This window comes from Pseudomonas sp. MH10, assembly GCF_034353045.1.
Taxonomy (GTDB): domain Bacteria; phylum Pseudomonadota; class Gammaproteobacteria; order Pseudomonadales; family Pseudomonadaceae; genus Aquipseudomonas.
The window spans coordinates 4,531,150-4,557,272 of the sequence record NZ_CP133783.1; the positions used below are offsets into that span (position 1 = coordinate 4,531,150).

At 52.5% G+C, this 26,123-nt stretch carries 16 protein-coding genes; 12 read left to right on the plus strand and 4 right to left on the minus strand.

From position 1 onward, the window contains the following. The first annotated feature begins 53 nt into the window (after positions 1-53). The 4 genes from RHM59_RS20385 to RHM59_RS20400 are packed head-to-tail and all read left to right on the plus strand — an operon-like array spanning position 54 to position 5,917. Positions 54-1,526: a site-specific integrase gene (locus RHM59_RS20385; protein ID WP_322285280.1), complete on the plus strand. Its 1,473-nt coding sequence runs from the start codon at positions 54-56 to the stop codon at positions 1,524-1,526. Further along, positions 1,519-3,444: a hypothetical protein gene (locus tag RHM59_RS20390; RefSeq protein WP_322285281.1), complete on the plus strand. Its 1,926-nt coding sequence runs from the start codon at positions 1,519-1,521 to the stop codon at positions 3,442-3,444. Before RHM59_RS20385 ends, RHM59_RS20390 begins: the two co-directional genes overlap by 8 nt. Continuing rightward, a complete protein-coding gene (locus RHM59_RS20395; protein WP_322285282.1) occupies positions 3,441-5,486 on the plus strand; it encodes an integrase in 2,046 nt (681 codons plus the stop codon). Before RHM59_RS20390 ends, RHM59_RS20395 begins: the two co-directional genes overlap by 4 nt. Before the next feature lie 2 nt (positions 5,487-5,488). After that, positions 5,489-5,917, plus strand: coding sequence for a hypothetical protein (locus tag RHM59_RS20400; RefSeq protein WP_322285283.1), 429 nt, complete (start codon positions 5,489-5,491; stop codon positions 5,915-5,917). A gap of 449 nt (positions 5,918-6,366) precedes the next feature. Here the strand turns inward: RHM59_RS20400 and RHM59_RS20405 are convergent, their stop codons facing one another. Continuing rightward, positions 6,367-11,010 carry an AAA domain-containing protein gene (locus RHM59_RS20405; RefSeq protein WP_322285284.1) on the minus strand — a complete coding sequence of 1,548 codons (4,644 nt, stop codon included), beginning with the start codon at positions 11,008-11,010 and terminating at the stop codon, positions 6,367-6,369. 565 nt (positions 11,011-11,575) lie between these two features. On the opposite strand from RHM59_RS20405, the gene RHM59_RS20410 reads away from it, so the two are divergent. The 3 genes from RHM59_RS20410 (at position 11,576) to RHM59_RS20420 (ending at position 16,702) form a co-directional block, all read left to right on the plus strand. Next, positions 11,576-12,217, plus strand: coding sequence for a hypothetical protein (locus RHM59_RS20410; protein WP_322285285.1), 642 nt, complete (start codon positions 11,576-11,578; stop codon positions 12,215-12,217). 149 nt (positions 12,218-12,366) lie between these two features. Next, positions 12,367-13,707: an IS1182 family transposase gene (locus RHM59_RS20415; protein ID WP_322286729.1), complete on the plus strand. Its 1,341-nt coding sequence runs from the start codon at positions 12,367-12,369 to the stop codon at positions 13,705-13,707. Between the two features lie 667 nt (positions 13,708-14,374). Continuing rightward, positions 14,375-16,702, plus strand: coding sequence for a P-loop ATPase, Sll1717 family (locus RHM59_RS20420; protein WP_322285286.1), 2,328 nt, complete (start codon positions 14,375-14,377; stop codon positions 16,700-16,702). Positions 16,703-17,759: 1,057 nt separating this feature from the next. Here RHM59_RS20420 and RHM59_RS20425 read toward each other — a convergent pair. Together RHM59_RS20425 and RHM59_RS20430 are read right to left on the minus strand one after the other, a co-directional pair. Further along, the gene (locus RHM59_RS20425) at positions 17,760-18,842 is read right to left on the minus strand and encodes an endonuclease/exonuclease/phosphatase family protein (RefSeq protein WP_322166175.1); all 1,083 of its coding nucleotides are present in this window, start codon (positions 18,840-18,842) and stop codon (positions 17,760-17,762) included. A gap of 90 nt (positions 18,843-18,932) precedes the next feature. Then, positions 18,933-19,604, minus strand: coding sequence for a YciC family protein (locus RHM59_RS20430; RefSeq protein WP_322166174.1), 672 nt, complete (start codon positions 19,602-19,604; stop codon positions 18,933-18,935). 197 nt (positions 19,605-19,801) lie between these two features. Between RHM59_RS20430 and RHM59_RS20435 the strand changes: the two genes are divergently transcribed. From RHM59_RS20435 to RHM59_RS20455, 5 genes are all read left to right on the plus strand, one after another. Next, positions 19,802-20,632 carry a DUF2076 domain-containing protein gene (locus tag RHM59_RS20435; protein ID WP_322166173.1) on the plus strand — a complete coding sequence of 277 codons (831 nt, stop codon included), beginning with the start codon at positions 19,802-19,804 and terminating at the stop codon, positions 20,630-20,632. Between the two features lie 151 nt (positions 20,633-20,783). Next, positions 20,784-21,278 (plus strand): NYN domain-containing protein, encoded by a 495-nt coding sequence (locus RHM59_RS20440; RefSeq protein ID WP_322184817.1) that lies wholly within the window; start codon positions 20,784-20,786, stop codon positions 21,276-21,278. 52 nt (positions 21,279-21,330) lie between these two features. Continuing rightward, positions 21,331-21,942, plus strand: a complete 612-nt coding sequence (locus RHM59_RS20445; protein ID WP_322166171.1) for a 3'-5' exonuclease — start codon at positions 21,331-21,333, stop codon at positions 21,940-21,942. Between the two features lie 211 nt (positions 21,943-22,153). Further along, positions 22,154-23,098: a drug/metabolite exporter YedA gene (yedA, locus tag RHM59_RS20450; RefSeq protein ID WP_322285287.1), complete on the plus strand. Its 945-nt coding sequence runs from the start codon at positions 22,154-22,156 to the stop codon at positions 23,096-23,098. Positions 23,099-23,137: 39 nt separating this feature from the next. Next, positions 23,138-24,472: a DEAD/DEAH box helicase gene (locus tag RHM59_RS20455; RefSeq protein ID WP_322166169.1), complete on the plus strand. Its 1,335-nt coding sequence runs from the start codon at positions 23,138-23,140 to the stop codon at positions 24,470-24,472. A gap of 97 nt (positions 24,473-24,569) precedes the next feature. On the opposite strand, the gene RHM59_RS20460 is transcribed toward RHM59_RS20455, so the two are convergent. Continuing rightward, complete coding sequence (locus tag RHM59_RS20460) at positions 24,570-25,808, minus strand: TIGR03862 family flavoprotein (protein ID WP_322285288.1); 1,239 nt, start codon at positions 25,806-25,808, stop codon at positions 24,570-24,572. Between the last annotated feature and the right edge of the window lie 315 nt (positions 25,809-26,123).

Here is a 26,123-nt window from a genome sequence, read left to right on the forward strand (position 1 = left end):
CAAACAGACGCATAACATTTAGGATTGACTGATTCATCAACGGGGTGAGTCTAATGGCCTACGCCAATCCGCGTCACGAAGGTCGTTTGGTTCTCATCCATAATTTGCGGGATGCCTTCGCCATCCTGCACGTCAGTGAAGCGCCTCGCGGCTCGATTGAGTCGGCGCTTGAAGGGGCTGAATCCAACCTACTTTATAGGGTCGATGAAATCGGTTCAGGGAATGACCGTGATCTGTTCAACCTCCCGTTTTTGTTTCGTGTCAATGGCGACCCTTGGCACGAAGCGAACGATTACCTGCTGAGCCTCATGCGTGATAGGGCTCCGGAAAGTCGGCGCACTGATGACGTTCGGCGCCATGCCAGCAAATTGCTGGATTACCTCCTGTTCTGTGAGGATAGCAATCTGGATTGGCTCGACTTCTCCGGTGCTCGACCTCCGCTTCGTCCGACCTACAAATACTTCTATCACCTGATAAACGAAGGCAGTCGCAGTAATCAGGTCATCAATCAATATACCGCTGCTGTCTATCATTTTTATAAGTACGTTTCCGAGCATTGGCATGACCTTGATATGAAGCGTGTCGATACGATCAAGCAAGTGCGGTTCATTGTGCAGAGCCTAAAAGGTGCGAAAGTCATAAATGCGGAAAAGCGCAGCCAAACACGGCGCACGCCGCCTAGTAGTTCAGTGCCGTTGGGATTTGTGCGTGAAGATGGCGAGGATCTTCGACCGCTTTCCAATCTTGAGTTAGGCGTACTTCTGGATACTATTAGCAACGAAAAAAAATGGTCAACGATTGAGCGGCTGGTTCTTCTCACTTCGCTGATGACTGGCGCGCGTAAGCAAAGCGTCTTGACCATCCGTTTGAAGCACTTGAAAGGGTTTGCAGAGGACAAGCTAACGCCAGAAGGCGCCTATAAGTTGCATGCCGGCCCGCGTACAGGCATTGATACGAAATTTGACAAGGCGCAAGTTTTGTACTTGCCGAAACAGCTTGCCGAAGAACTGGTCACGCTTGCCCGCAGCCCGATGATGAAAAATCGGCGGGAAAAGTTTCGTGCTCAGTTAGAGCTCAATCATCCTGGTTTGTCGGTGGAGGAGGGTGATATGTATTTATTTCTCTCCGATCAAGGCGACTGTTATTACATGGCCGCAAGCGACCCGCGCTACGCGATTGTGAAGTCGCCACAGACCGGTCAGGTAACGGAAACAATAAAACGAAAATTGCAAAATATGGCCTCTAGCCTATTCCCCAAGAATTTTTCATATCACTGGCTGCGAGCGACCTTCGCCTTTCAACTCTACCAACGCTTGCAGCCATTGGTTCAAGAAGGGGGTTTGAAACAGGGGGAAGATATCGACTTTATTCAAAAGCGCATGCACCATGAGTCTAGGACAACGACTGAGAACTACCTGAAGTTATTCAAGATGACCCACGAAAAGGTCATCGCCCAAGAAGTATGGGAGGAAAAGTTGTTTAACGGTAGCTACAAAGTGCTAAAGGTAACAGCGCAAGATGAATAGTCGGCAGCTAGAGCATCGTCCAAATACGCGAATTATCACGCTGGGCGAGTTAGCGCAGGAGTTTCCCGAGCCTGAGCTTTTGCGCCTGCAACTGTCCTGTAAAGTGATGAAGAAATCGCTGGACATAGGCAGTCTTGCATATTGCATTCGAGGCAAAAATGAACGTGCCAGTGATAATCGAGGCACGCCTGTCCTGACTTCATCGCTTATTGAAAGCCGCCGCGAGATGGTTGTGAGCCTGTTGCAGTCTTGGGTTGGTATGCGTGATCATTCAGTCCTGAATTATTTTGTTCGTGCCGAATACCTAGTAAACTGGCTCAATGAAAATGGCTACAGAGAAGTTTTTTCCAGCGAAGTGCACGCCCAGCAGATATATCGGGATTTCACTATATATTTGAATCATTGCATACATATGCAGCAGGTGAAACCTATCACTGCATATAACTATCAGAGTGTCGTCATTGCGATAATTGAAGGGCTCTATCCTGAAAGCAGCCACCGCATCCTCTCGGGCGCTATTAGAATAACCCCCGGAAAAGGCTCGCCAGCTCCAAGCGCTGATCATGTTGAGTTGTATAAGGATGTTTGTTTGGGGATTGCTCGGCAATGCAGCGAATTTGTCCTAAATAATAATCCTTATCCATGTGTGGTTGGCATTAGGGATTATGAAGTTGTTATTTTCCCATCAACCTGCGGTGCAGTTGGCCCGTTTAAGGAAGGCCCGCCTGTTTACAAAGTGGCGGAACGAAGGATCTCAACTGTCGAGGAATACATGAGTGCTGCCGTCAGGCTCGGTCGCCATGGCGTAATGAAAAAAGATGCACATAAAACTCTCGCAAAGGCAACAGCGAATCTCGTTACTGCAAACGAAGATGCACGTAATTGGCACCGATTTGATTTGGCTAGTCTTGCCGCGAAAGCCTATGCCGGGCTTTTCTTGCTGATTACAGGTGCGTCGCCAACCGAATTTGCGCAGTTTGATTATGAGGACGCGCTTGAGGTCATAAAATCTCCGCTTAAAAAAGAGCTTTCTGCTGTAAAGTTTCGCGCAGGTGGGAGATCGACTTTTTATAATATTGGGCGGGGTAATGGTCTTCCGCTGCTTAAGGAGTACCTCAAGCTCCGTGAGTGGATTTTGAATGGCGAGCGACATGATCGACTGTTTTTTTCATTGCCCAAACGTAGAAGTAGGAAAGATGCAACAGACTTTGGCGAGCTTCCGGTATCGGACGCCGTGGGGAAATTCTATAAGTCTATCCGTGGGGTCTTTGTTGATCCAAATTTGCCGAGTCTTTCTCCGCGCAAAATGCGCAAGCACAAAAGCGTCGGATTGCACTCGGCCCGCATGTCGCCGTCCACTGTAGCGGCATCCTTAAATCACAGCGAAGCGGTTAATTTTTCGACCTATGCAGAGGCGACTCCTGAGCAGCAGCAAGTCGAGTTCGGCCAGTTCTGGCAGTCCATGCGGCATGCCGCCCATGTCCTACGTGAGCGCAGTCAGCGGGTCGCAGAAGGCATGATCGCAACAGCGGCAGGCCACTGCGACGATTTCAACCAGCCGACGCCGGTAGCTGGTGCAGGAGCCCTTGTGAAACCGAACTGCCGCACGCAATACGGGTGCTTGTATTGTGAGCACTATGTCTGTCACAGCGACGAAGAAGACCTGCACAAACTCCTGAGCTTGCAGTACGTGGTTAATGCCGTGCGCGCAGCGGCTCCCGATATGGCGCACGCTGAAACGCTATACAAAGAATTGTCTATCCGAATCGAGTTCATCATCGACGCCCTTAGTGAACGCTCTGATTCGGTGAAACAGACGGTCGAAAAGGTTAAAGCCAGGGTGTTTGTGTACGGCGAGCTAACTGCGTTTTGGGAAACCCGCTTGAGCCGTTATGAAAAAATGGGGGTGGTATTTTGAACGCTGTTGTTCAGTCGATAGGCAGTCTTTTTTCCAGCGGTCAGTTTCCGGCTACCAGTGAGCCAGATAATGCGGCGCAACTGTTTGAGAAACCTGCACCGGATTTTGTTCTTTGCCGCGATGAACACGGCAGTGCAACGGCGGTATACGGTGAATCTGTATGGGACTTTAACCCGTACAGGCTGAGTGCCAAGAAAATACGTAGACTGCGTTTTGATACTATTTTCGACGATAATGGCCAGGAGCAACAGGCGCTGATCGAGGAAGTAAAGTATTTGTTGTATTGCCTGATTTATTTTGGTAGTGGTGGGCGACTCGGTATGCTCAGTGCGTCCACGCTTTCAAATTATTTTGGCGTGTTGCGCATTGCAATGCACTTCTGTTTCGCGCTGAGAAAAAAGCCAATGGTTGGTGTATTGTCTTTGCAGCAGCTATTTACCGTTCCTGTATATCTGGCGGCATTCATTCGTGAGCGAAATGTTACTGGCAGTTTATGCGGGATTTTGAACCAGTTGGTTCATGTTGGACAAGAGCGCCTCGGGTATGTTGTGCTCAATCCGAACAGTTTCGACTTAAAAAGACCAAAATCCAACCAGCACCCCATAATTCCGACTCGAATCTACTTAAATCTAATCAGCGTTGTTGGTGATCTGCTCGATCAACTTTATCAGGGCGTTGGGGCTTTCGAGTCATTTATTGCGTGCTTTGCTGATGAACATTACGGGGTCAATCTTAATACTCAGAGGTCTCGCGGATTAGGCGGAAGAGCGAGCTATCGTTCCGACATGCCTCAAGCACTCAGAGATCACGGTCTGGCTGGCGTTTTTGCCAATGAATTCGTCTGCCCCCATAGGGCTAACCTGCAACGTGTTCTGCTACAAATGCAGTATGTGGCGAAAACAGTCATCCATATTTATACCGGCATGCGTGATCAGGAAATTCTGCGCATGGCGTATAACTGTTTGAGTGAGGAAGTCGTCAGAGCGCAAGTCATTGATGATCATGATTTTGTGCGCGATCAACCGCAAGCAGTATGCGTGCTCTCGACTACAACGAAGTTCACAGGCTACAAGAAGCATGAAGCATGGTTCGCCCCAAGTGAAGTCGTCAAGGCAGTTGAAATTGCCCAGGCTGTTTGTCGTGGTCTCGCCAAGCTCTATAAGATCGACCCGGGTGACCGTTGTCCGCTGTTTCTCAATCCATCTATCGTGAAGTATAAAAAAGCCAATGGAATTACCGTTTCCGACTTTTATTCGTCGAGAAGAGAGCAGCTGAGCGCCTTCCAAGCTTTGAAAATTCAAGCAGAGGATTTGCAAGAGTTGGCTCAGAGCGACCCTTCTCGTGATTTTTACAATAAGCCAGAGTTTGCAAACGGCCAGCCCTGGCCGCTGACCAGTCATCAGTTCCGGCGCTCTTTGGCCTTTTATGGAAGCAGTAGCGGTTTTCTCTCGTTGCCGACGCTGCGGGCGCAGTTCAAGCACATGACAATCCAGATGGCGCGTTATTACGCCAATGGCTTCGATAATTTGCGCACCATTTTTGGCTACTACGACGAGAAGAAAAAAGACTTCGTGCTGCCGAGCAACCATTTTGCTTTCGAGTTTCAAATGGCCATGCCGATGTCGGTGGCCAATCAGTTGATTGCCGATCTGCTGTTCAAAGAAGATCCGTTGTTTGGCGGCACCGGTTCGTACATGGAGAAGCAGAAAGAACGTGTCAAGGCTGGTGAGATACAGATTGAAGACGTTCGCGCCGACACAGAACAGCGGGTGAAAAACGGCGCAATTAGCTATCGGCCTACGCTGCTCGGCGGTTGTACCAAGGTGGGTCGCTGCGACTCCTTCCTGCTCGGTGACTACACAGAATGTTTGTCTTGCGAGGGCGCGATCATCAAATCTGCAAAGCTAAATACAGCTATAGAGGACGCGACAAGCGAGTTGTCAAATTACGTAGAGGGCTCAGGCGAATATCAAATTGTTAAGGGTGATATTGAACGCTTAATGGCCTTTAAGGCTCGCCTAATCAATACGTTGGGGCGTTAACTATGAAGTCTGGCGTAGGAATAAGTAAGGGGCTGGGCGCTTGCGAGGAGGCCTTGCAGCGCCTTCTGGATGGGAAGCCTTTTGTGCCCGAACATCTGGGGTTAGATTTATCCAAACTCACCGCGAGCATTGTCAGTCTGGAAGCTGGATTTGACCGTGGTTACCTGAAGAAGTCTCGCAAAGCGCATTTGCCTATACTCGCAATGATCGAGGCTTGTCGCGCTGATGCTAACAACAGTTCCGGCTCGTCAAATGGTAAAAACATTAAACGCGTAGAAGATAAGCTTGTGCATTTAGAAAAAGAGCTCGCATTGGTCAGTTCGCAGCGAGACCGAGTACTCACTCAGAATCTCCAGCTTTGGGACCGCGTGAGGGAGCTGGAGCTAGCGGCACGCCAGAGTAAGTCTCTCAAGGTTCGGCTGCATCATTGATGAATGTTCGCCTTGCCGACCGCCTCAGCAACGTTAGTCAAAGGCCTCATGAATTCGGGCTGAATCGCCCCTGATCCAATAGAATGGGTAATTGCACAGACTTGCCCACCCATTTGCATTCGACCTGACAAATCATTTGCATCGGATTTGACCAGCACGCTGCGTGGCCATGACCGGCAGAGAGCGACCCATAGCTGCCGGTAGTAACCGACAGAGATCGGCCACAATCAGACCTTGCCCCCGGTGCTTGGTCATCCCCTATACAAATCCCCCATGTCATTGACCTGAGCGCCCCAGGCGTGATTCGAACCCACGACCCGCGCAGCGCCCAGTTTCTGAGGCTATAAAGCTAGATGTTAGCGGCAGTGTCACACTTTGGTGGGGCTACGTTTCACCGCAACTTTACATGTTTGTTGATTGAATTTTAGTCTGCAACCTCCCTCTCCGTATTACCGCGAGCCTGTCGAAGCGCGTTCGTTTTCTTCACTGTTAATGTCGGAAACCACTGTCTCTGTCTCATAGTCGACGTTAACCTTGGGGTAACCATAGACCTCCCGGCGGCCAACGTGGATGCTTTTAGCGACCCCTCCACAACTAGCAGGCACAATCCCCATGCCAGCTAAGGTGTCAAGTAGATCAAGCAGAACCTCTTCCTTACGCAGAGTGTAGGCCGAAGCGAAGCAGCGCCAGAAGCGCCAGCCTGCTCGCTCTAGGATGCGCTGACGCCGCATGTCGGCATCCCATACATCAGGGCCATGGTAGCGATCACCATCGCACTCAATGGCCAAGCGACTATCGTTGTCGCCTTCAACTACCATATCAAGCCGGAAGGCACCCACTGGCACCTGAGGGATGACCCGGTATCCTCGATTGGTTAGGTCGTCATATACATCGCGCTCGAAGCCTGACTCACAGAGCTCTCGGAGATCGGAGACTTCCACTGGGTCCACCGCAAACGGCGACTCAAAATGCTGAAATAGACCTCGACGAAGCTCATCGGCATGACTAAGTTCGGAAAGATCCAAGCTTCGCACAAGATACATACGATCACGCGCACGAGACGCTGCTACGTTGAATCGCTGCTTCATTGAGTCACGCGTTTGGGCATGAGCATCGCCAGCTGAGACCACCATGGAAAGAAACATGATGTCCCGCTCTTTACCTTGGAAAGTCCGGGCATCCCCACAGTTGATATGGTATTTCGCGATTATCTCTTCCCCTAGCTCCTTGGTGAGCATTTGCATAATTTTCTGCGCTTGCTCCGCGCCCAGCAGCGAAACGACACCGATAGACCTACCGTTCAGTGCTGGTGTATTCACTATCTGGCGAATTTCCTCAACAATTACATTTGCTTCAGAAAGATTTATCTTGCCCTTTTTTACACCATCCATGACTTTCAGATCTATCAGGGGCGGGTCCAGTCGCTCTGTCATCAACGGCAAACGTAGGGGCTTGAGTTCATCGCGATAGAACTCACGCTTGGAGTATTCGATGATAGGCGCAACACACCGGAAGTGCTCACGCAGCATGGTGGTGCTCTTGGCGAAAACAACCCGAAACAAATCGTAAAGAGAGCGCTCCGGCGACATCAAAGGTCGGTACAACTCCACTTGGTTGCCGAGGAAACGGTTCATCATCCCCTGCAACCGATCTTCCTCCATACCGATCCCTTCCGGCGATACCTGCTTGTCATCACCGACAATCAATACTTTTTTCGCGCGCAGAAGCGCCGGTAACGCACTTAGGTCGGATTGAGAGGCCTCGTCGATGATCACTAAGTCGAAAGCGCCAAATGTGGCAGGAAGGCTTTCACAAATACGGTAATGAGGCATGATCCAGCACGGGATAGCAGAGTTCGCCGTTTCCGCCGCAACCCTTGCATCCTTCCGATAGCGGCTAGCTCTGACTCCTGTTCCCTTTCCAATCTTGCGGATGGCTGACCGATACAGCTCCAAGGCAGCTCGCACTCCATGAGTTGCGTTTTCCGATAGGCGCAGCCAAGTTCGTTTCACCACGGCGTCCTGGTACAACTTTGCCAAGTCGCGCTCCAGCTCTCTACGCTGTTTGAATAGGCGCTTTAACTCTTTGCGTCCATCGATCTTTTCGAGGTGACAGGCTAGCCGTCGCAGGCGCCATATATCGAGGCAGTTTCCCGGCAGAATCAAATCCACTGGCCCCTCACTGACTTCACTCCGGAGCTGGCTAGCCCAGAGCGCAGCACCAGAAGCCTCAATGGTATCTGTGATCTCAGATATTGTACGTAGCGCTGTTCCCTGCTCTAGCACTCGCCGCAACTCCTCCATGAGCTCCGACCAATGGGCTTGAACAGTCGTCGTTTGTACCTCAAGACTGCCGAGGGTATCGCTCAAGAAGTTATAAAAGCGAGCTGTAATGTCGCCCTCACAACCAGCTAACGCTTTCTGGAACGATTCTTTGATGGCCCATGCTTCAGCCAACCGATTTCTAGTCAGGTGATGGGCGAGAAAGTTTTCAGCCTCGACCAATACGCTTTTTTCGGCGCGTAATTGCGCAGAGCGTGACCAGTCGGGAATCAGCTTAGCCAGACCTAGCTCAATTTCATTGGTCGCGGCATCTGACTGACAAATGAGGTCGAAGAGCTCCAGCGCCTTAGTGGCTGACAGAAGTTCATCTGCGCCCGTCTCGAATCTCGGCAGGGGCAACTCAGCAGCGAGAGCATTCCAGCGCATGAGCAGGGCACGGGAGCGTTGCTGGTAGCGGATGAAGCGGTAGATGTGGCCCCAGTCCTCGACAGTTTCCGCCTTGGAACCAAGTATTTGTATGTTATCGAGTTGTTGCTTTTGCGCAGACTTGCCCAGCAGCCCGGTGAGGCCAAACGGCCGCCGTCCTGATGAGAGGTTTTCAACGGCTTTCACCATTTCATCGTTGTTTTCTGGCTCGAATGTCAGTTGCACAGGTCGTGCAATGAAGTTCTTTCGCTCGGTGATCGCGTCTTCGATTTCTTCTTTAAGTGCGAGAAAAAAATTGAAAATATCTTCATGGCCGGCGCTTTGCAGATGGGCTTCCATCTCTGCTAGCCATGGTTGTTCCATAGCGTCCAGTCGGGTACGAGTTTTTAGCTGTGCGGTGACACTGTCGTATAACGCAGAGGCCTCTTCGATAATATCGATACTCTGGTCTCGCAGGCGCGGGACGTCGCCTCTGCTTTCTTTCTTCTGCAGTTCCAACTCATGCGCCAGGTCCAGATGTACTTGAATCAGCTTCTTGGCATCTGGAAAGTTGTTCAGTTGAGGGACTTTTTTGCCAAGGTAAACCAGCAAGTCTCTAACTTGCATACGAGCTTCACGCAAGGCGATGATGTCTTGAGTATCGAACTGCGGCCGATGGCAGCTATCTGCGCTGAGTTCGTCGGGGAACCAAGCGATTTCTTCCTGTTTGGCGGAAACGATCGTTGCAGCAGCAGTCGGGCTGATGGACTCATCGTCGATACTGATGTTCGATAGATTGCGATCCGCCCACGCGTTGACCTCGCGATCTAATGACGAAATCTGAGCATGGAGCGTGTCAATTTCCCCATCAATTTGCTCAATCTCCCGCTTGTAGGCCGCCCGGTCAATTCGTTGAACTTCTGCAGCAATTTTTTCGATGGAAAACTCAAACTGTTTCATTCCGTCGGCTTCGCTGCTCAGCAAGCTGATGGCCAGCGGGCGGATATCCTCGGGCAGCTTTTCTCGCAAGACTGCGAGGGCAGGATCCTTCATTGATGTGACCAAAACCCGCTTCCCATTGGCGAGGTAATGGCTAATCACGTTGGCAATGGTATGAGTCTTTCCTGTACCAGGCGGCCCTTGCACAACCACTCCGTCACTTACTTCAAGCAGCTGGATGATTTGCACCTGCTCATCGTTATACGGTTTTGGAAAGTAGAGTTCCTTTTGAGTTGCCGGATTCGCCTCTGAGCCATGAGACCCAAGTACATAGGAAAGCCCGCGAAAAGGTGGCAGAACTAAATCTTCGACTGTATTAGACGGGGCTGTGAAGATGGCCTGAAGCGCTGGTGGGAGTACAGCATTGGCTTCGATGATTTCTTCGAAGCGTTCTAGGTCTTGCAAAAATAGATTTGTGTCACGCGGTCGAGCAAACAGGACCCAGGTGTCAGTCAGTGCGAGATGTTTGCCCGGCTTTGGAACTGAGCGATCATCAATGGAAGCGATCGCCGGTACATACTGGCCTTGCATGTCCAGCAGCGACGAAGCCATGCGAATGACTGGATCAAACGTTGAAGGCATGAAAGGGTTAAGGCTTACGTCGCTTTTCTTGAAAAAATCCTTGGTTTGCGTCGTTAGTGGGCCAACTCCTGCGATCTCGGCAGCCACATAGGCGTCTACTTCTAAGCGCGGGTCGGTTTGGCGGGGCCGGACCTCGATGGCCATCGTCTTTTCGTTGATTTCGATCTCAACCAGCTGGGTGAGTAGCGGATACTCGATCTTGCCCACGCTTGGATGGTCCCAGGTAGCGACGCCTATCCCCCATACAACCTCCAATTGAGCATCACCGAGATTGCCCTGCATCTGCTGAATCAGCAGGAAAAAATCGGAGTACTGCGCAATGCTTTTACGACGTTTTTTTTCTTCTGCTGCCCAAGGGGACCAGGTACCCAAGAGGTACGCTATGAGGTGCGCCCTCAGCTCGACGGCATCAGGATAATGCTCTAGCGCAATTGACCCCGAAACGTCCTCACCTTGAGAAATCGCCCACATCTGAGTCTCCCCTTCAGGGGGAAGGGCATTAATTTTCGCCAACTCATCCATGGAAATACTTGGCTTCAAGGCCGGTTCGATGTCTGGTGTCCCCTTCAAATCGATCCAGACGCCAAGTAGCTCATTCTCCGGTAGGGGCGGCGCTGTCTCATGCAGTCGGTCGAGCCGTAACCAAATATGGTCCTCATCCTGCGACTCCACATTGAGGTGCACGCCTGGCAGAGCTAAGAGCTTGGCTTCCGATACGCTGAAGTTGTTGTGCTGGTTCACCGCTATAGCAGGCTTTTTCTGCATAAGGGTGGTCTGTTTCGCAAACTCAATGAGACTGGCAAGCCGTTCGTGTTCGATGTCCATTCGTTGATAACCGATATGCAGGAATGAGGATTAGCGTGAGCCGGATTGAGCCGGATTATGATGGCATTCTAGCTGGAGAGTGGGGGAATCGTGGTTCCCGACCAGCAGCCTAGGCTCTCAGCAGGGGTAATTGCATCGACTTGACCAGCCGTTTGCATTGCCACTTACCAGCCGACTCCCGGTAAATATCTTCAGCGAGCTCAGTTCTAGGGTCCACGGCTCCTAAAACTGAAGGACTACAATCGACCCAGAGTGTGTAAAAACGTTTTTCAGCGATTTGGCGCCCCAAATTATGGCTGAAAATCACGCTTCTACGAAAAATCTAGGTCTGCCAACCAGCCGATAAACTTCAGATTTCACATAGAAACGCAGACTTCAATTTTGACTAAGCGTTTTTACACACTCTGGACCCATAGCGGTCACCCCCGGCAGCCATAAAATAGCGTTTGAATCCTACCAACCAGCCAAAGGGATATTCATAGAGAACCGCGACCTCCGAGATTGTAGGGGGTGGGGGCAGAGCGCTACGCTGACGCCCCCCAACGCGCCCCAAATCAGGATCACAATGGACCGAACTAAGCTGCTCGCTTGCGCTGAAATGAACTGCATAAGCTTTGTGAATAACTTGGCACTGTCTGGCGCTACGCGGGAACAGCTCGGCCGAGGCAGGGTTCTTAGTAATTTTTGGAGCCAAATCTCCCGTAATGCGCTGGACCTAGCAGTTTTGGACTGGTGCCACGCTTTCGGCCAGCAAAATGATGCCTTGCATTGGAAGAAGGTGTTTCCGGATGACGAAGATACATTTAGAGAGAACATGCTCACCTCGATGGAAGTTTCCTTCGATGAGTTCAAGCAATTCCGAGAGCAGATGAAGGTTTGCCGCGACAAGGACCTCGCGCACTTGGAGCTTCGCAACATTTCAATGATTCCCGCCATGAACAAAGCTATCCATTCCATGGTGTTCTACTACCATCAGATCCAGTGTGCGAAACGGGAATTAGGCATGCATTGCCGCGATCAAACTCTGTATGAATGGTTCGACAGCGCCAGCGCTAGGTTTGATCGTGATGCTGAACTGGCCTTCGGCGCTACGGGAACACCGCGTGGTCCGAACATTCCGAAGCGTCGCCAGCGTTGCGCGGGCCCACGTACTGATGAATCACTAGCGTCCGCTGATCTCACAACCTCGGAAGATCCGTCGTGCTGATACCAGTTGCACTACGGTAATCGAATGTCTGCTTCTGGCCGATTCTGTTGAAAAAGTAGCTCTCCTGTTTGGCCTGCGGCAAAATCACTCCATCGGCCGGCGGGAGAGCACGCAGCATGATGGGACAGTTATCGAGTGGGTAGGAGCGGCTGTTTTACTCGTTCAACCTTGAAGACCACATCCCAACAAATCATCTGCTGCGCAGCATTGATCGATGTCTCGATCTGAGTGACCTGCGCCACTACCTCGCCGATTTCTATAGCCCGATCGGGCGTCCTTCGATTGATCCTGAACTGATGATCCGCATGCTGGTCGTGGGCTATTGCTATGGCATTCGTTCCGAGCGGCGGTTGTGCGAAGAGGCCCATTTAAACCTGGCGTATCGCAGGTTCTGCCGATTGAGCCTTGAGGATGAAGTCCCCAACCACTCGACGTTTTCCAAGAATCGACACGGCCGTTTCCGGGACAGCGATCTGTTTCGCTGGCTGTTTAATGAAGTGCTGCGTCGCTGCATGGACGCGGGTCTGGTCAAGGGCGAAGGCTTTGCCGTGGACGCCAGCATCATCAAGGCAGATGCGAGTCGGCAGCGCGGCGTACCTGGTGAGGAGGAGGTCAACTGGAGCGATCCATCGCTCAGTACGCGTGCCGTACGTGAGTACCTCGAAGCACTCGATGAAGAGGCGCTGGCTGAAGCACTTCCCAAGCGCTTATCGCTGACTGATCCTCTAGCCCGCTGGACGGCCGCGCCGGGCGGTCCCGCCTTTTTTGCTTATTCCACAAACTACCTGATCGACACTGAGCACGGCGTGATCATGGACGTGGAATCCACACCTGCCCATCGAACAGCCGAAGTCGAAAGCACCAAGACGATGATCGATCGGGTCGAGTCGCAGTTCGAGATCAAACCTGATCGCCTCATCGGTGATACCGCTTACGGTACAGCACCAATGCTGGCCTGGATGGTAGAGGAAAAGGATATCGAGCCGCATGTGCCGGTGTGGGACAAAACCGAGCGCAAGAATGACAGTTTCTCCAGCAGCGATTTTCAATGGAATGAAGAGGCGGAGGAATATCTTTGCCCGGCCGGCAACGTATTGCGCAGCGAATGGCGAGCCTTCAAGAACGAGCGTTCGCACGTCACCAAAGCCAACACCATTATCTTTCGATCCAGACAATCCGACTGCGCGGCGTGTCCGATGAAAGCCAAGTGCTGCCCGAGCACTTCGTTTCGTAAGATCGTCCGCAGCGTTCATGAAGCCGCTCGTGATGTGGCGCGTCGAATCGCGGCGACGCCGGAATATGTGCGCTCTCGTCACGAACGCAAGAAGGTCGAAATGTTGTTCGCCCACCTCAAACGCATCCTGAAACTGGATCGCTTGAGACTACGTGGCATGAGTGGGGCAACTGATGAATTCACGCTGGCGGCAGCGGTGCAGAACCTGCGTCGACTGGCCAAACTTACATCTCAAGGGCCGCCCGCCACGGGATAGGTGCGCCTGCTTCAAGCAAAAAACCTCAAATTAACCCACTGACAAAGCTGCAACGGTCAACGCAGAACCGAAAAGCCACCCAATGTGGTGAATAGGTACTGAAGTGACGGCCAACCTCGATGTCTTCCAGTCTGAAATTTCGACTTTTTCAACAGAATCGGCCGTTCTCTGCCGATCATGGTTACAACGCGTGCTGGTCAACTCCGATGCAATCGGTGGTCAGAACGAATGAAAATGACTGGTCAGGTCGAATGCAAAACGGGTGGTCAAGTGGAGCGCAATTTCGCATAGACACTGCGACCGGCCGATTTCGGCCGAGGTTGTGTAAAAACGCGGGCACCCCGCCCTGAAGCCTGCGTTGCTACGTAAAATCTGTCGGCGACTGGTTGGGCAAAGATGCAACAATTTGCGTAGAAACGCTATTTTTGTCCCGATCCTGACAGTCAAACCTGCTCTAAAACGTTTTTACACAGCTTCGACCCAAACCGGTCATTCGTGACAGGCAGAAGGCGGCCAGAACCAATGCGCGTGCAGCCCGAGTGGCAGTTGGTCTAGGCTTACTAGCGGTCGTTGGTTGAGTTGTGTAAAAATCATACTCATCGATGGCGTTATGCCGCCATGCTCCCGATCATGGGGCAATTTATGCATGTACGATAAGGACGTCCAAGTGAGCAGTGACACTGGTTTTTTTGCCTATGCATCTTCCCCCGCTGATATTGGGCAAGTGATTGAGAGCGCAATGGAAAGCGTTGGAAAGTACAATAAAGCCATTTCAGTAAACACCTGGAAAGCACTCGACATTGCCGGGCATTTCATTTCCGGGGAAGTACTAAGCGGCATTGATAGCGCAGATTTTTTTTTGGCCGATATCTCTGTACTAAATTTCAACGTAACATATGAAATTGGATATGCGATTGGCAAGTCAAAAAGAGTGCTGCTGGTTAAAAACAAAAGCTTAGCGCCCCAAGGTGCAAAGATTTCCGATGTTGGGATATTTGATACTTTAGGATATCGTGAATATCAAAATTCCGCCGAGTTAATTAGTTTTGTAAATAATGCGAATCTTACAAAACCTATTGAGATTTCCAGCATCCTCAATATCAAAGCGCCAATCTACTTGCTAGACACTCCATTCAAGACAGATTGGTCGACTAGGATAATTTCAAGAATCAAAAAAGCAGGTTATACATTCCGAAATTTTGATCCGAATGAGATGCCACGGCTTTCCGCCTATGATGCAATAGCTCAAGTTTCACAATCACACGGAATAGTTGTCCCCCTACTATCTGTAAATTCTGCGGGCTTTCAAATTCACAATCTTCGAGCAGCATTCATTGCGGGTTTAGCTGACGGAATGGAAAAGGCGCTCTGCATCCTGCAATCCGGTGATGATCCGGTTCCGTTAGACTACAGAGATTTTGTGCATGTCACCTACCACCCGGACGATGTTAATCAAGCAATTGAACTGTTCGCTAGCAAGGTAACCCAGGCCTTTCAAAGACTTGAGCCGAGCGGTTCAAAGCAGGAACGATCATTTTTAAAAAAATTAAATCTGGGCGCTACATCAGCAGAAAATGAGATGCGTGACCTCGAAAAATACTATTTAGAAACGGATCAGTTCTTGAAATCTTTAAGAGGCGAGGCGCATCTCGTAGTCGGAAGAAAAGGTTCCGGGAAGTCTGCAATTTTTTTACAAATCAGAGACAGTGAACGAGAGAAAAACAGGAACAAAAACATTGTTCTAGATCTGAAGCCTGACGGTTACAAGCTAATTAAGTTTAAAGAAAGGATACTGAATTTTCTTGAGGAGGGCACATATCAGCACACCGTTACGGCATTTTGGGAATACGTGCTTTTACTCGAAATCTGCTACAAGATCCTTGAAAAGGATAAAACTCGACACATCCATGATCATCGTCTTTACGCTGGCTACCGTGAGTTGTCGGAGCTATTCCATGCAGAAGGGTACGACTATCAAGGCGACTTTTCAGAACGCATGTCTGTATTAATGGAACGAATATACTCAGAGTATCAATCCAAATTCGGGGACGAAAGCAAGGTAAGTTTAACATCGTCCCAAGTTACAGAGCTGATATATAAGCATGATGTAAGGCAGTTAAAAAATAAGCTTGGGAGCTATTTGGAGAACAAAGAGCTTTTATGGTTGCTTTTTGATAATCTCGATAATGGATGGCCTACGTCTGGCCTTCAGCATGAGGACCTTCTGATAATCAGGGCTTTGATTGAAGCAACGAGAAAAATAGAAAGACAGTTTAGCCGGTCCCATTTTAGTGTGAAGACAGTAGTTTTCTTAAGGAACGATGTTTACGAGTTACTCGTAAAAGAAACTTCGGATCGTGGAAAGGAAGCTAGTGTAGTGCTTGATTGGACTGATGCTGATTTGCTTCGTGAACTAGTACGCTTGCGAATTATTTCAAATGGGCTCGATGACGAGTTAGACTTTAAAAATGCTTGGCTAAAAGTATTTACTAGTCATTTCAAAGGCGAAGAGACGTCGCAGTACCTGATAGATCGATCGCTGATGCGTCCGCGCTTTTTACTGAATTTGATTAACCACTGTAAAAGCTTTGCGATAAATTTGAATCATGAGTTGGTAGAAAGTGCAGATATCGAAAAAGGAGTTGCTGCTTACTCCTCTGACTTGCTTCGGGATATCGGATACGAATTGAGAGATATTTCGCAAGAGACAGAAAGCGTACTTTACGCTTTTATTGCTTCTCCGTCAGATCTTAATGAAGTCGAAGTACTGGACACTCTCATAGAGTCTGGGCTTGATCAACAGCAAGCTGCTAATGTTATGGATCTTTTGTTATGGTACGGTTTTTTGGGCATCAGAATTAACTCGGACGAGCCGAAATTTATTTATGACTTCAACTATAACAAAGCCCTAATGGATGGGGTAAAGCGCAAATCCACTCAAACAGTCACCATGGTGATTAATCAAGCGTTCTGGCCAGCGTTGATGATCGAATAAAGCTCGCATCGACTGCCTGGATATTGCTTTATCTGGTGTTTGATTCGATCTGATGGAATTTCGGCACGCGTCAAGCTAGAACGAGGTTCCACGGGTCTAGTTATTTCCGGATTCCGGCCTGATCCTACGCTACTGACCACTACTGCTTTGGTATGAGTATCCACTGTTTCCGCCAGGAGAGCCCGGCTTAGTGTACTGGCGTTCAATCGCAAAGAGTGGAGACCTGACATCGCTGCGTCGCTTGCTCGAAAGCGAATCATTCGTAGAGCAGGTTAGAGCCTTCGTACGAGCGCGAGACGACGAGCAATTGAGAACTGATTTGCTGCGTAGGATTCACTGGAACTGCGGTCAAGCCGATCTTGCAGCACTGCGCAGAGAGTTCAGCCAACGTCTTGTGGTAGTGGCAAGAGAGCGGTTCCAACTGCCGGCCTCAGAAAGTGAAAGTATTGCATAATCTAGCAACAGCAGTTTTCTGTTACGCATTGCTAGCTTGGGATGTAGCTTTCGACTTATTCGGATGCAGCAGGCCTTCTCTCATCTCAAGATAGGTGTAACACGAAAGTAATGTGTCAATCCACCGAGCTGGCTGGCGCGTTGGCCGAAATTAATGTGTCAATCCAGCCTTCAGGACGACGCGTATTTTGTCAATCACGCGCTCAACCTTGACAGTCAACCGACGATGAGCATTTTCAGTGCCCACCCAGGAAATTTGGCCACTTCGAAGGTGTCAATCCTCTCGGGGCTACATGATGTCGCTGATTACTGGCCGGACGATCCCTTGGTGGCGGAACCGACCGCGCGGATCAAGCCGCGCAAGTAAACACAATGACACTTATCTGTAGGAGATGGCGCCTTGTCTTCGATGCCGCGAATGGGGCCTTAGATACTGTGGGAGCAGGCTTGCCTGCGAAGGGGCCCGTAATCGCGCCGCTGATGTCGACCTGAAACCTGGGTTGCCTGCAATGACGCTTTCGTTGGCAAGCAACCCCCCAAAGGGACTTCGGCATACACGAAATTGTAGGAACGGAAAATCTTATCGCGTCCGGCAGCAGAGGGATTACGGCAACACCGGCAGCAAGAACCGGGCGATCACGGGCAAATGATTCGAAATCAGCAACGTGTCTTCTTTCCTCACTTGCGCCTCGATTCGTTTGATTCGCGGGCTGTGGAAGAAGTAATCCACAGTCCGGTCCGGTCCATCAATCCGTGGGTCGTTGGGGAAATGGGTTAACCATTGCCGACGATCAACTCCGCCAGATTCCGCATTGGTCGGGATCATCGGGTATTTGTCCCACAGCTCATGCAGCTCGCTGTCTTGCGAATATTCGCCGCGCGTTGCCGGTGCCAACCGTTGGTACTGGCCCAGCGGCAGTAGATTGAAATCGCCGCCGATCAACCACGGCGTGCCGCGACTCTCAAGGGTGTCCAGCCACTTACTGACGGCCTGCACTTGGCGCTCCAGGGTGTCGTCGTTTGCTCGAGGCGCATCAAGGTGCGTATTGATCACCGCGATTTGCCCGCCATCACGTAACGGCAAATAACTCACCAGCAAGGCGCGTTTTGCCTGGAACTGGCGATGAATGAAGTTGCCCGCAGCTCGCGGCAATTGAATGCGTTCAGCGTGTTCGATTTCATAGCGGGACAACGTCGCCAGTTTCATCCCGACGCTGCCGAAAATATGCCGGTCTGGAACGAAGTCGGCCTTCCAGTCAAACGCTTCGGAGCTGCACGGGTATAAATCAGCCACGCGCTCTTGAAGCAACGCCAGTTGGTTGTCGTAGTCAGTGTTCTTGGCGCCGTCGTTCACTTCTTGCAGCAAAACGATGTCCGGCTGTTCATCCCGGACCACCCTCGCAACTTCATCAAGGTTGTAGGCAATGTCTTCCGGCGTTGGTCGCTCATCCGTGCCGCTGCCGTCGGCCATGTCGTACCAAAACACATAGCGTTTCCCCGCCAGGTATTGGATGTTCCAGGTCATGACTTTTAGCGCTTGGCCGGGCGCTAACACCGGGACGTTACCTTTGCAGACAGGCGTCACGGTCTCCTTGGCGGACGGATGCCAAGTCAAGCTATAGACCAGCAAGCACAACAGGCCAATCGGTATCAGGCCAATCAAGGTGTAGCGCAATAATCGGGTCATCGGCTCGACTTAGAACGCAGAGCGTTCAATGACTGAATCGTTGCAAGATGAGCCCGAGCATAACCGCTCGGCTGCCAAAGGGGCAGGGCGCTAAAGGATCAGGCTTTTTTCTGGTGGCTCGTTGATCAGCATGAACAGGCGAAAAATTACAACGCTGGTAAATAGCTGCAAGAAACTACTGATGCTGTCGATCAGCAACGACACCGGTGCGCTCAGCGGCTCAGGCAGTATGAACAAGCTGACCCCTTCAAGCGCTGACAGTGGAATGTAAACGCACAACACGCAAGCCAGAATCCGCAGAAAGTGTCCTTGAGTCATCTTGATGCTCTCACGCATGGCCGCCAGCGGCGTCATGCCTCGCAGCACTAGCAGGTATTCGGAAAACGCCAGTTTGACCATGACCCAAATGCCGGGTACGACAAACATCGATAACCCGAACATGATCAGCAACGTGCTCAGCGCCGACATCACCGCGAAGGTAGGCCACAGGCGCAGGGCCATCGCCATCAAGTCGCGTTTGCGCGGTTGCTCGCTGCGGCTGCGGGCGTCGAGAAACAGGATCAGCGCGCCGGTGTACAGCGGGTAAAAAAGCAGCCCGATCAACAACTCGTAAACCTGCGAAGCGTTGGACGCCAGCGCATTACTCAAGGCCTGTTTGCTCAGTGCTTCAAGCACCACCAAAGGCAGACACAGCATGAGGATGCTGGTCAGGTTGCGCCGGAAAAAATACAACGAGTCTTGTAGAACAGTCAGCGGATTCATCAATCAGATCGCATGGCAAAAGCAGTGCGACACTTTAGCGTATGGCCACTGAGCGGCCAACAGCCTACGTTCAGCGTGGCGGCGGTAACATTTTGAACGAACTATTGAAACGGCACGGTTCAACCCCATAACCTTGGATACGCCTGTCCCATTTTGGCCAGACGATGTTTTTTTAACGGCAATCTAACGAGGTCGCCATGAACAGCGAAGAGCAAACCCTGATCGATGGTCTTTTCTCGAAATTGAGACAAGCCGAAGCGGACTCAGCCCCCCGTGACACCCAGGCTGAAGCACGGATCAAGGAGCATCTGACTCAGCAGCCGGCTCTGCCGTACTACATGACGCAGACCATTTTGGTGCAAGAAGCCGCGATCAAGCAGCTCGATGCACAAAATAAACAGCTCGCCGAGCAAGTGAGTCAACTGCAAAACCAGCTGCAGCAGACCCAAGCTCAGCTGCAACAAGCTCAATCTGCGCCAGCGCCGAGCAGCGGTGGTTTCCTGTCGAGCATTTTCGGCAGCTCCCGTGATCCTGCACCTCAAGCCCAACAACCGTCGTTCTCGCAACCACGGCCGGCATCACCTCAACAGTCGCCGGGTGGATGGCGTGAATCCGGGCCTTCTCAAAGCCCGCCGCCATATAACAATGCCCCGCAAGGCAACTACAACGGTCCGCCTCAGGGCCAGTACCAGCCACAAGCAGCAGCTGCCGCGCCGATTGGCAGCGGGTTTCTTGGCGGCGCGTTGAAAACCGCCGCCGGTGTAGCGGGCGGTGTGATGCTGGCAGAAGGCATCAGCAGCATGTTCCATCACAACCAGCAGCCGCAGGAAATTGTTGAAGTCATTCAGGAGCCAAACCGCGGCAATGACAACAACTCCAACGGTGGCGACAACGGTTGGGGTAACGATAACCAGCGCGTGAGCGATAACAACTCGTTCGGCAATAACGACCCAAGTGGTGGTTTTGCCGATAACGACTTCGGCGACGACAGCGGTGGTTTTTCGGATGACGACGATTCCTACGTCTGATCCGGCTGCCTGATCCCTATTGATCGGCTGCCCTGACCAAGGCAGTCGATCAGATATTGCCCGCCCCAAGCGCTTAAAACCGTCCTCAAACTGGCATACTGAGCGCCGACTCAATTTCTGAATCGTTGCTGCCAGCTCGCGCGCTTGCGCCATGGAGGGATATCCGGTGAAAAAAATCGCTGTGTTCGCCGATGTACAGAACCTCTACTACACCGTACGTCAGGCCCATGGTTGCCATTTCAACTACGCCGCCCTCTGGGCCGATATCAGCCAGCGCGGGCAGATCGTCGAAGCCTATGCGTACGCCATCGACCGTGGTGACAGCAAGCAGCAACAATTCCAGCAGATTTTGCGCAACCTCGGCTTCACGGTAAAACTCAAACCGTACATTCAGCGCAGCGATGGCTCGGCCAAGGGCGATTGGGATGTAGGCATTACCATCGACATCATGGACGTCGCGCCCCATGTCGATGAAGTGGTACTGGCTTCCGGTGATGGCGACTTTGATTTGCTGCTCGAGCGGATCATCAGCAAGCACGGGGTGGAGGCGATCGCCTACGGCGTGCCGGGTTTGACCGCCAACTCGCTGATCCGCGCTGCCAGTCGTTATGTGCCGATTGAAGGCGCGTTTCTTTTAAGAAGCTAAGCGTCTGAAAGCCGTTTTTTTGTTATTGGATTTCTGAAGGGTTGGGCCAGGTTTGGAACGTATTGCCGTCATCGACTTTGAAACCACCGGTATTTCCCCTAGCCACAGCTGCCGGGCGACTGAAATTGCCGTGGTCATCATGGAGCAGGGACGTATCGTCGAGCGTTACCAAAGCTTGATGAATGCGGGCGTGCGCATCCCGGCCTTTATCGAAGCGCTGACCGGCATCAGCAACAGCATGCTGCGCACCGCACCCCCGGCGACTGAGGTCATGCAGGAAGTGGCGGAGTTCGTCGGCAGCACGCCGTTGGTGGCACACAACGCTTCTTTCGACCAGAAATTCTGGGACTACGAGCTGTCGCGGATTCAGCGTAATCGCGAGCAAAGTTTTGCCTGCTCCATGCTGCTGGCGCGGCGCTTAATGCCAGGCGCGCCGAATCACAAGCTCGGCACCCTGACGACTTGGGCCAAGCTGCCTCACACCGGCAAGGCTCACCGGGCCATGGCCGATGCGGAAATGGCCGCCAACCTGACGGTGCACCTGGCCAACGAATTGCGTCAGACCCACGGTATTTCTGGGGTGTCCCATCAGTTTCTGTGCACGCTGCAAAAAGTGCCGGCAGCAAAAATCAGCGAAGCCCTCAAACGCCAACGCGGTTTTTAAGTGCGGGCTTCTCGCTTTTAGTATTTACCTCTAGCAAAACCTGATCATTCGATCTCGTGTCCTGGCGCACCTATCTGCTTCTCTTCAGCGCGCACGATTAATAAACCATGTTTTGAAAACTGTATGGCTGAGATAAACAGGTTTTGTTCCTTATCTTTGACGTGTTGCTTTCATAAGATAAGTCACCCTAAAAAGGACTTATGAGCACGCCATGCCGACTTCTCGACGTTTTCCCTTGATCTTGATCGGAGCCTTCTTTGCCCTGTACGTGATTTGGGGCTCGACCTATTTGGTGATTCGCATCGGTGTCGCGTCGTGGCCGCCGCTGATGTTGGCCGGTATTCGGTTCACGATTGCGGGCAGCTTGTTATATGCCTTCTTGCGCTTTCGCGGCGCCCCGGCACCAACTTGGAAGCAATGGCGGGCGGCCGGAATGATCGGTTTTCTGCTGCTGGCCTGCGGCAACGGCGGTATTACATTGGCTGAGCACGCGGGCGTGGCCTCTGGGGTTGCGGCGCTGTCGGTGGCGGTGGTGCCGTTGTTCACGCTGTTGTTTGGCTTGCTGTGGGGCCATCGCAACACACGGCTTGAATGGGCTGGGATCTTTCTAGGCTTGATCGGCATCATCATGCTCAACATGGGCTCTAACCTGCAATCCAGCCCCTATGGCGCCGCGTTGGTGATCTTCGCGGCGGCGTCGTGGGCGTTTGGTTCGGTATGGAGCAAAAGCCTTCCTTTGCCACCGGGTCCCATGGCCAGCGCGGCGGAAATGATCGTGGCCGGAGGCGCGCTGTTGCTGGGCAGTGCGGTGCGCGGCGAGCGCCTGGAGCAGATGCCACCCGCTGCGGGCTGGGGCGCTTTGGCGTATCTGGTGGTGTTCGGCTCCATCGTCGCGTTCAGCGCCTATATGTACCTGCTGAAAAACGTGCGCCCGGCGGCCGCGACCAGCTATTGCTACGTCAATCCTGCGGTGGCGGTGTTGTTGGGCATTCTGTTTGCCGGTGAACATATCGGCTTTGAAGAGTGCGTGGCCATGGCGGTGATCATCAGCGCCGTGGTGTTGATTGGTCTTCCGCAATGGCGCAAGCGACCGCAGCCAAGGCTCGCACCGCTGGAAAAGGAACACGAGCAGGCTGGATCTGTGCGGACAGGGTAAACTGCGCGCCTTGCGCTGAATTTTCCCTACGGTATCCCCATGACATTCGCCACTCTCGGCCTGATCGAACCCTTGTTGCGTGCCGTTACGGCCCTCGGCTACCAGACTCCGACGCCTGTTCAGGCTGAGGCGATTCCTCCGGTGCTGGCCGGCCGCGACTTGATGGCGGCCGCTCAAACCGGCACCGGCAAGACCGCCGGTTTCGCCTTGCCGTTGCTGCAGCGCTTGACCATGGAGGGCCCGAAAGTGGCGGCCAACTCGGTGCGGGCCCTGGTGTTGGTGCCAACTCGCGAACTGGCCGAGCAGGTTCACGCAAACATTGAGCAGTACAACGAAAACCTGCCGCTGAAAACCTACGCGGTGTATGGCGGCGTCAGCATCAACCCGCAAATGATGAAGCTGCGCAGCGGTGTCGATGTTCTGGTGGCTACCCCCGGTCGTTTGCTCGATCTTTATCGGCAGAAAGCGCTCAAGTTCAACCAACTGCAAATTCTGGTCCTTGACGAAGCCGACCGCATGCTCGACCTCGGTTTCTCCGAAGAACTGCGCGACATCTATGCGGCCTTGCCTAAGCGCCGTCAGACGCTGCTGTTTTCGGCGACCTTCTCCGACGCGATTCGTCAGTTGGCCGGGCAAATGCTCGACGACCCACTGACCATCGAAGTCAGTCCGCGTAACGTCGCCGCCAGCTCAGTCAAGCAATGGGTGGTGCCGGTCGACAAGAAGCGCAAGACTGAACTGTTTATTCATCTGCTGAAAAAGCAGCATTGGGGCCAGGTATTGGTGTTCGCCAAGACTCGTATTGGCGTTGATCAACTGGTCGAGCGCTTGCAAGGTCTTGGTATCAACGCCGACGGTATTCACGGCGACAAACCTCAAGCCACCCGCCAGCGCGCGCTGGATCGTTTCAAGACCAGCGAAGTCAAGATTTTGGTGGCCACCGATGTCGCCGCTCGCGGTCTGGACATCGATGACCTGCCAACCGTGGTTAACTTCGATCTGCCTATCGTGGCCGAGGACTACATCCACCGCATCGGCCGTACCGGTCGGGCGGGGCTGACCGGCGAAGCGATTTCGTTTGTTTGTGCAGATGAAGTCGAATTGCTGTCCGCCATTGAAACCCTGACTCGCCAGACACTGGATCGCCAGGAAGAGCAGGACTTTGAACCGGAACACCGGGTGCCCGCCACCGACGCCAGCGGCCAGATCCTGAAAAAACCGAAGAAGCCGAAAAAACCAAAAGTACCGGGCGGCGCCAAACGCAACCTGGGCAAATGGGTAGACAGCAACGAAAAAGCCGCCGACATCCCCGCAGTCAAAGCCGTGCGCAAAGTGCCCGTGTTCAACACCGGCCCACGTAAGAAAAAGCCTTAATTATTGCAGGGGTCGGTATTTTCTTTAGGAGACAACTTTTTGGCGAGAAGCCTTGATGTGGTGTGTCATGTAGATGGCCTCGCCAACACGTCGGCCCCTACAGGTGCTTCAGCCAGCTGACCATTCCCAGCCCAGCCGCCCGGCCGCTGGAGAAGCACGCGGTCAGCAAGTAGCCGCCAGTGGGTGCTTCCCAATCGAGCATCTCGCCCGCGCAGAACACGCCCGGCAGGTGTTTTAGCATCAACTCCGCCGTCAGCGCTTCAAACGGAACACCGCCTGCGGTGCTGATGGCTTCGTCGATGGGGCGCGGTTTAATCAACGTCAGCGGCAAGGCTTTCAGTGACTTGCTCAGCAGCAGCGGATCCGCAAACACCTCAGTGGGCGCCAGTTCGCGGAGTAAAGCGGCCTTCACCCCGTCGATCCCCAACTGACTGTGCAAATGTTTGGACATCGAGCGCGAGCCGCGCGGTTTCGCCAGCGCGGACTGGATGTTGCCAATGTTTTTACCTGGCAGCAGATCAATCTCCACGGTGGAAAATCCCTGCTGATTGATTTGCTCCCGAATCTTCGCCGACAGCGCGTAAATCAAGCTGCCCTCGACCCCCGTTTCGGTCACAACGCATTCGCCCATGCGCGGTGTCTGGCTCTGTAATCCGACAGCAATGTTCTTTAACGGGGCGCCAGCGAATTTACTGCGCAGTAACTCGCTCCATCCCGTCACTTCAAACCCGCAGTTACTCGGTTGCAAGGCGGTGATGGTGATGCCTTGTTCTTCCAGCAACGGCAACCACGCACCATCGGAACCCAACCGCGCCCAACTGGCACCGCCTAAGGCCAGCAACACCGCGTCTGGTTTGAGGGTCTGTTCGCCCTCGGCGTTAGCCATACGCAAAGTGCCGTCAGCATTCCAGCCCAGCCAGCGGTGACGAGTGTGGATAACCACGCCCGCGTCGCGTAGGCGCTTGAGCCAAGCGCGCAGTAAGGGGGCGGCCTTCATGTCGGTGGGAAATACCCGACCGGAACTGCCGGCAAATGTCTCGATGCCTAACTGTTGAATCCAGTCGCGCAAGGTGTCTGGGCCAAAACTTCGGAGCAGTGGCGCAATAAAAGGCGCCCGCTCAGCGTACCGAGAGAGAAAGGCCGGATAAGGCTCGGAATGGGTGATGTTCATGCCGCCGACGCCCGCCAGCAGGAATTTTCTGCCCACCGATGGCATCGCGTCGTACAAATCGACGTTGATTCCCGCTTGGCTCAAAACCTCGGCCGCCATCAAACCCGCAGGACCACCGCCTACAATTGCGACTGAAGGGGGCGTTGCTGAGTGGGGAGAGGTCATGGCGCACTGTGGATCAGCGAAGTAGCCGGGCATTCTACCCGAGGACGTCCACGCTTTTAAGCACCTTGCATGGAGCGGACCTGTGAATAACTATTGGTTAAAAATTAGCCAAGTGCTGCTAGCCCTATTGTCATAAGGCTCTGCGAGGCTTTCGCTCAGGTTATCCACAGGCAGTTCCACAGCCATTGTGGATAAATTATTGAGCGTATGGGTTATTCCGGCACGGTGGATGAATGGCATGGACATTTTTCAGTTCATAAGAGGTCGAAGACTGATCTTGCCTGTATTGCCGTTGGTGAATGACGGTTGGCCGAG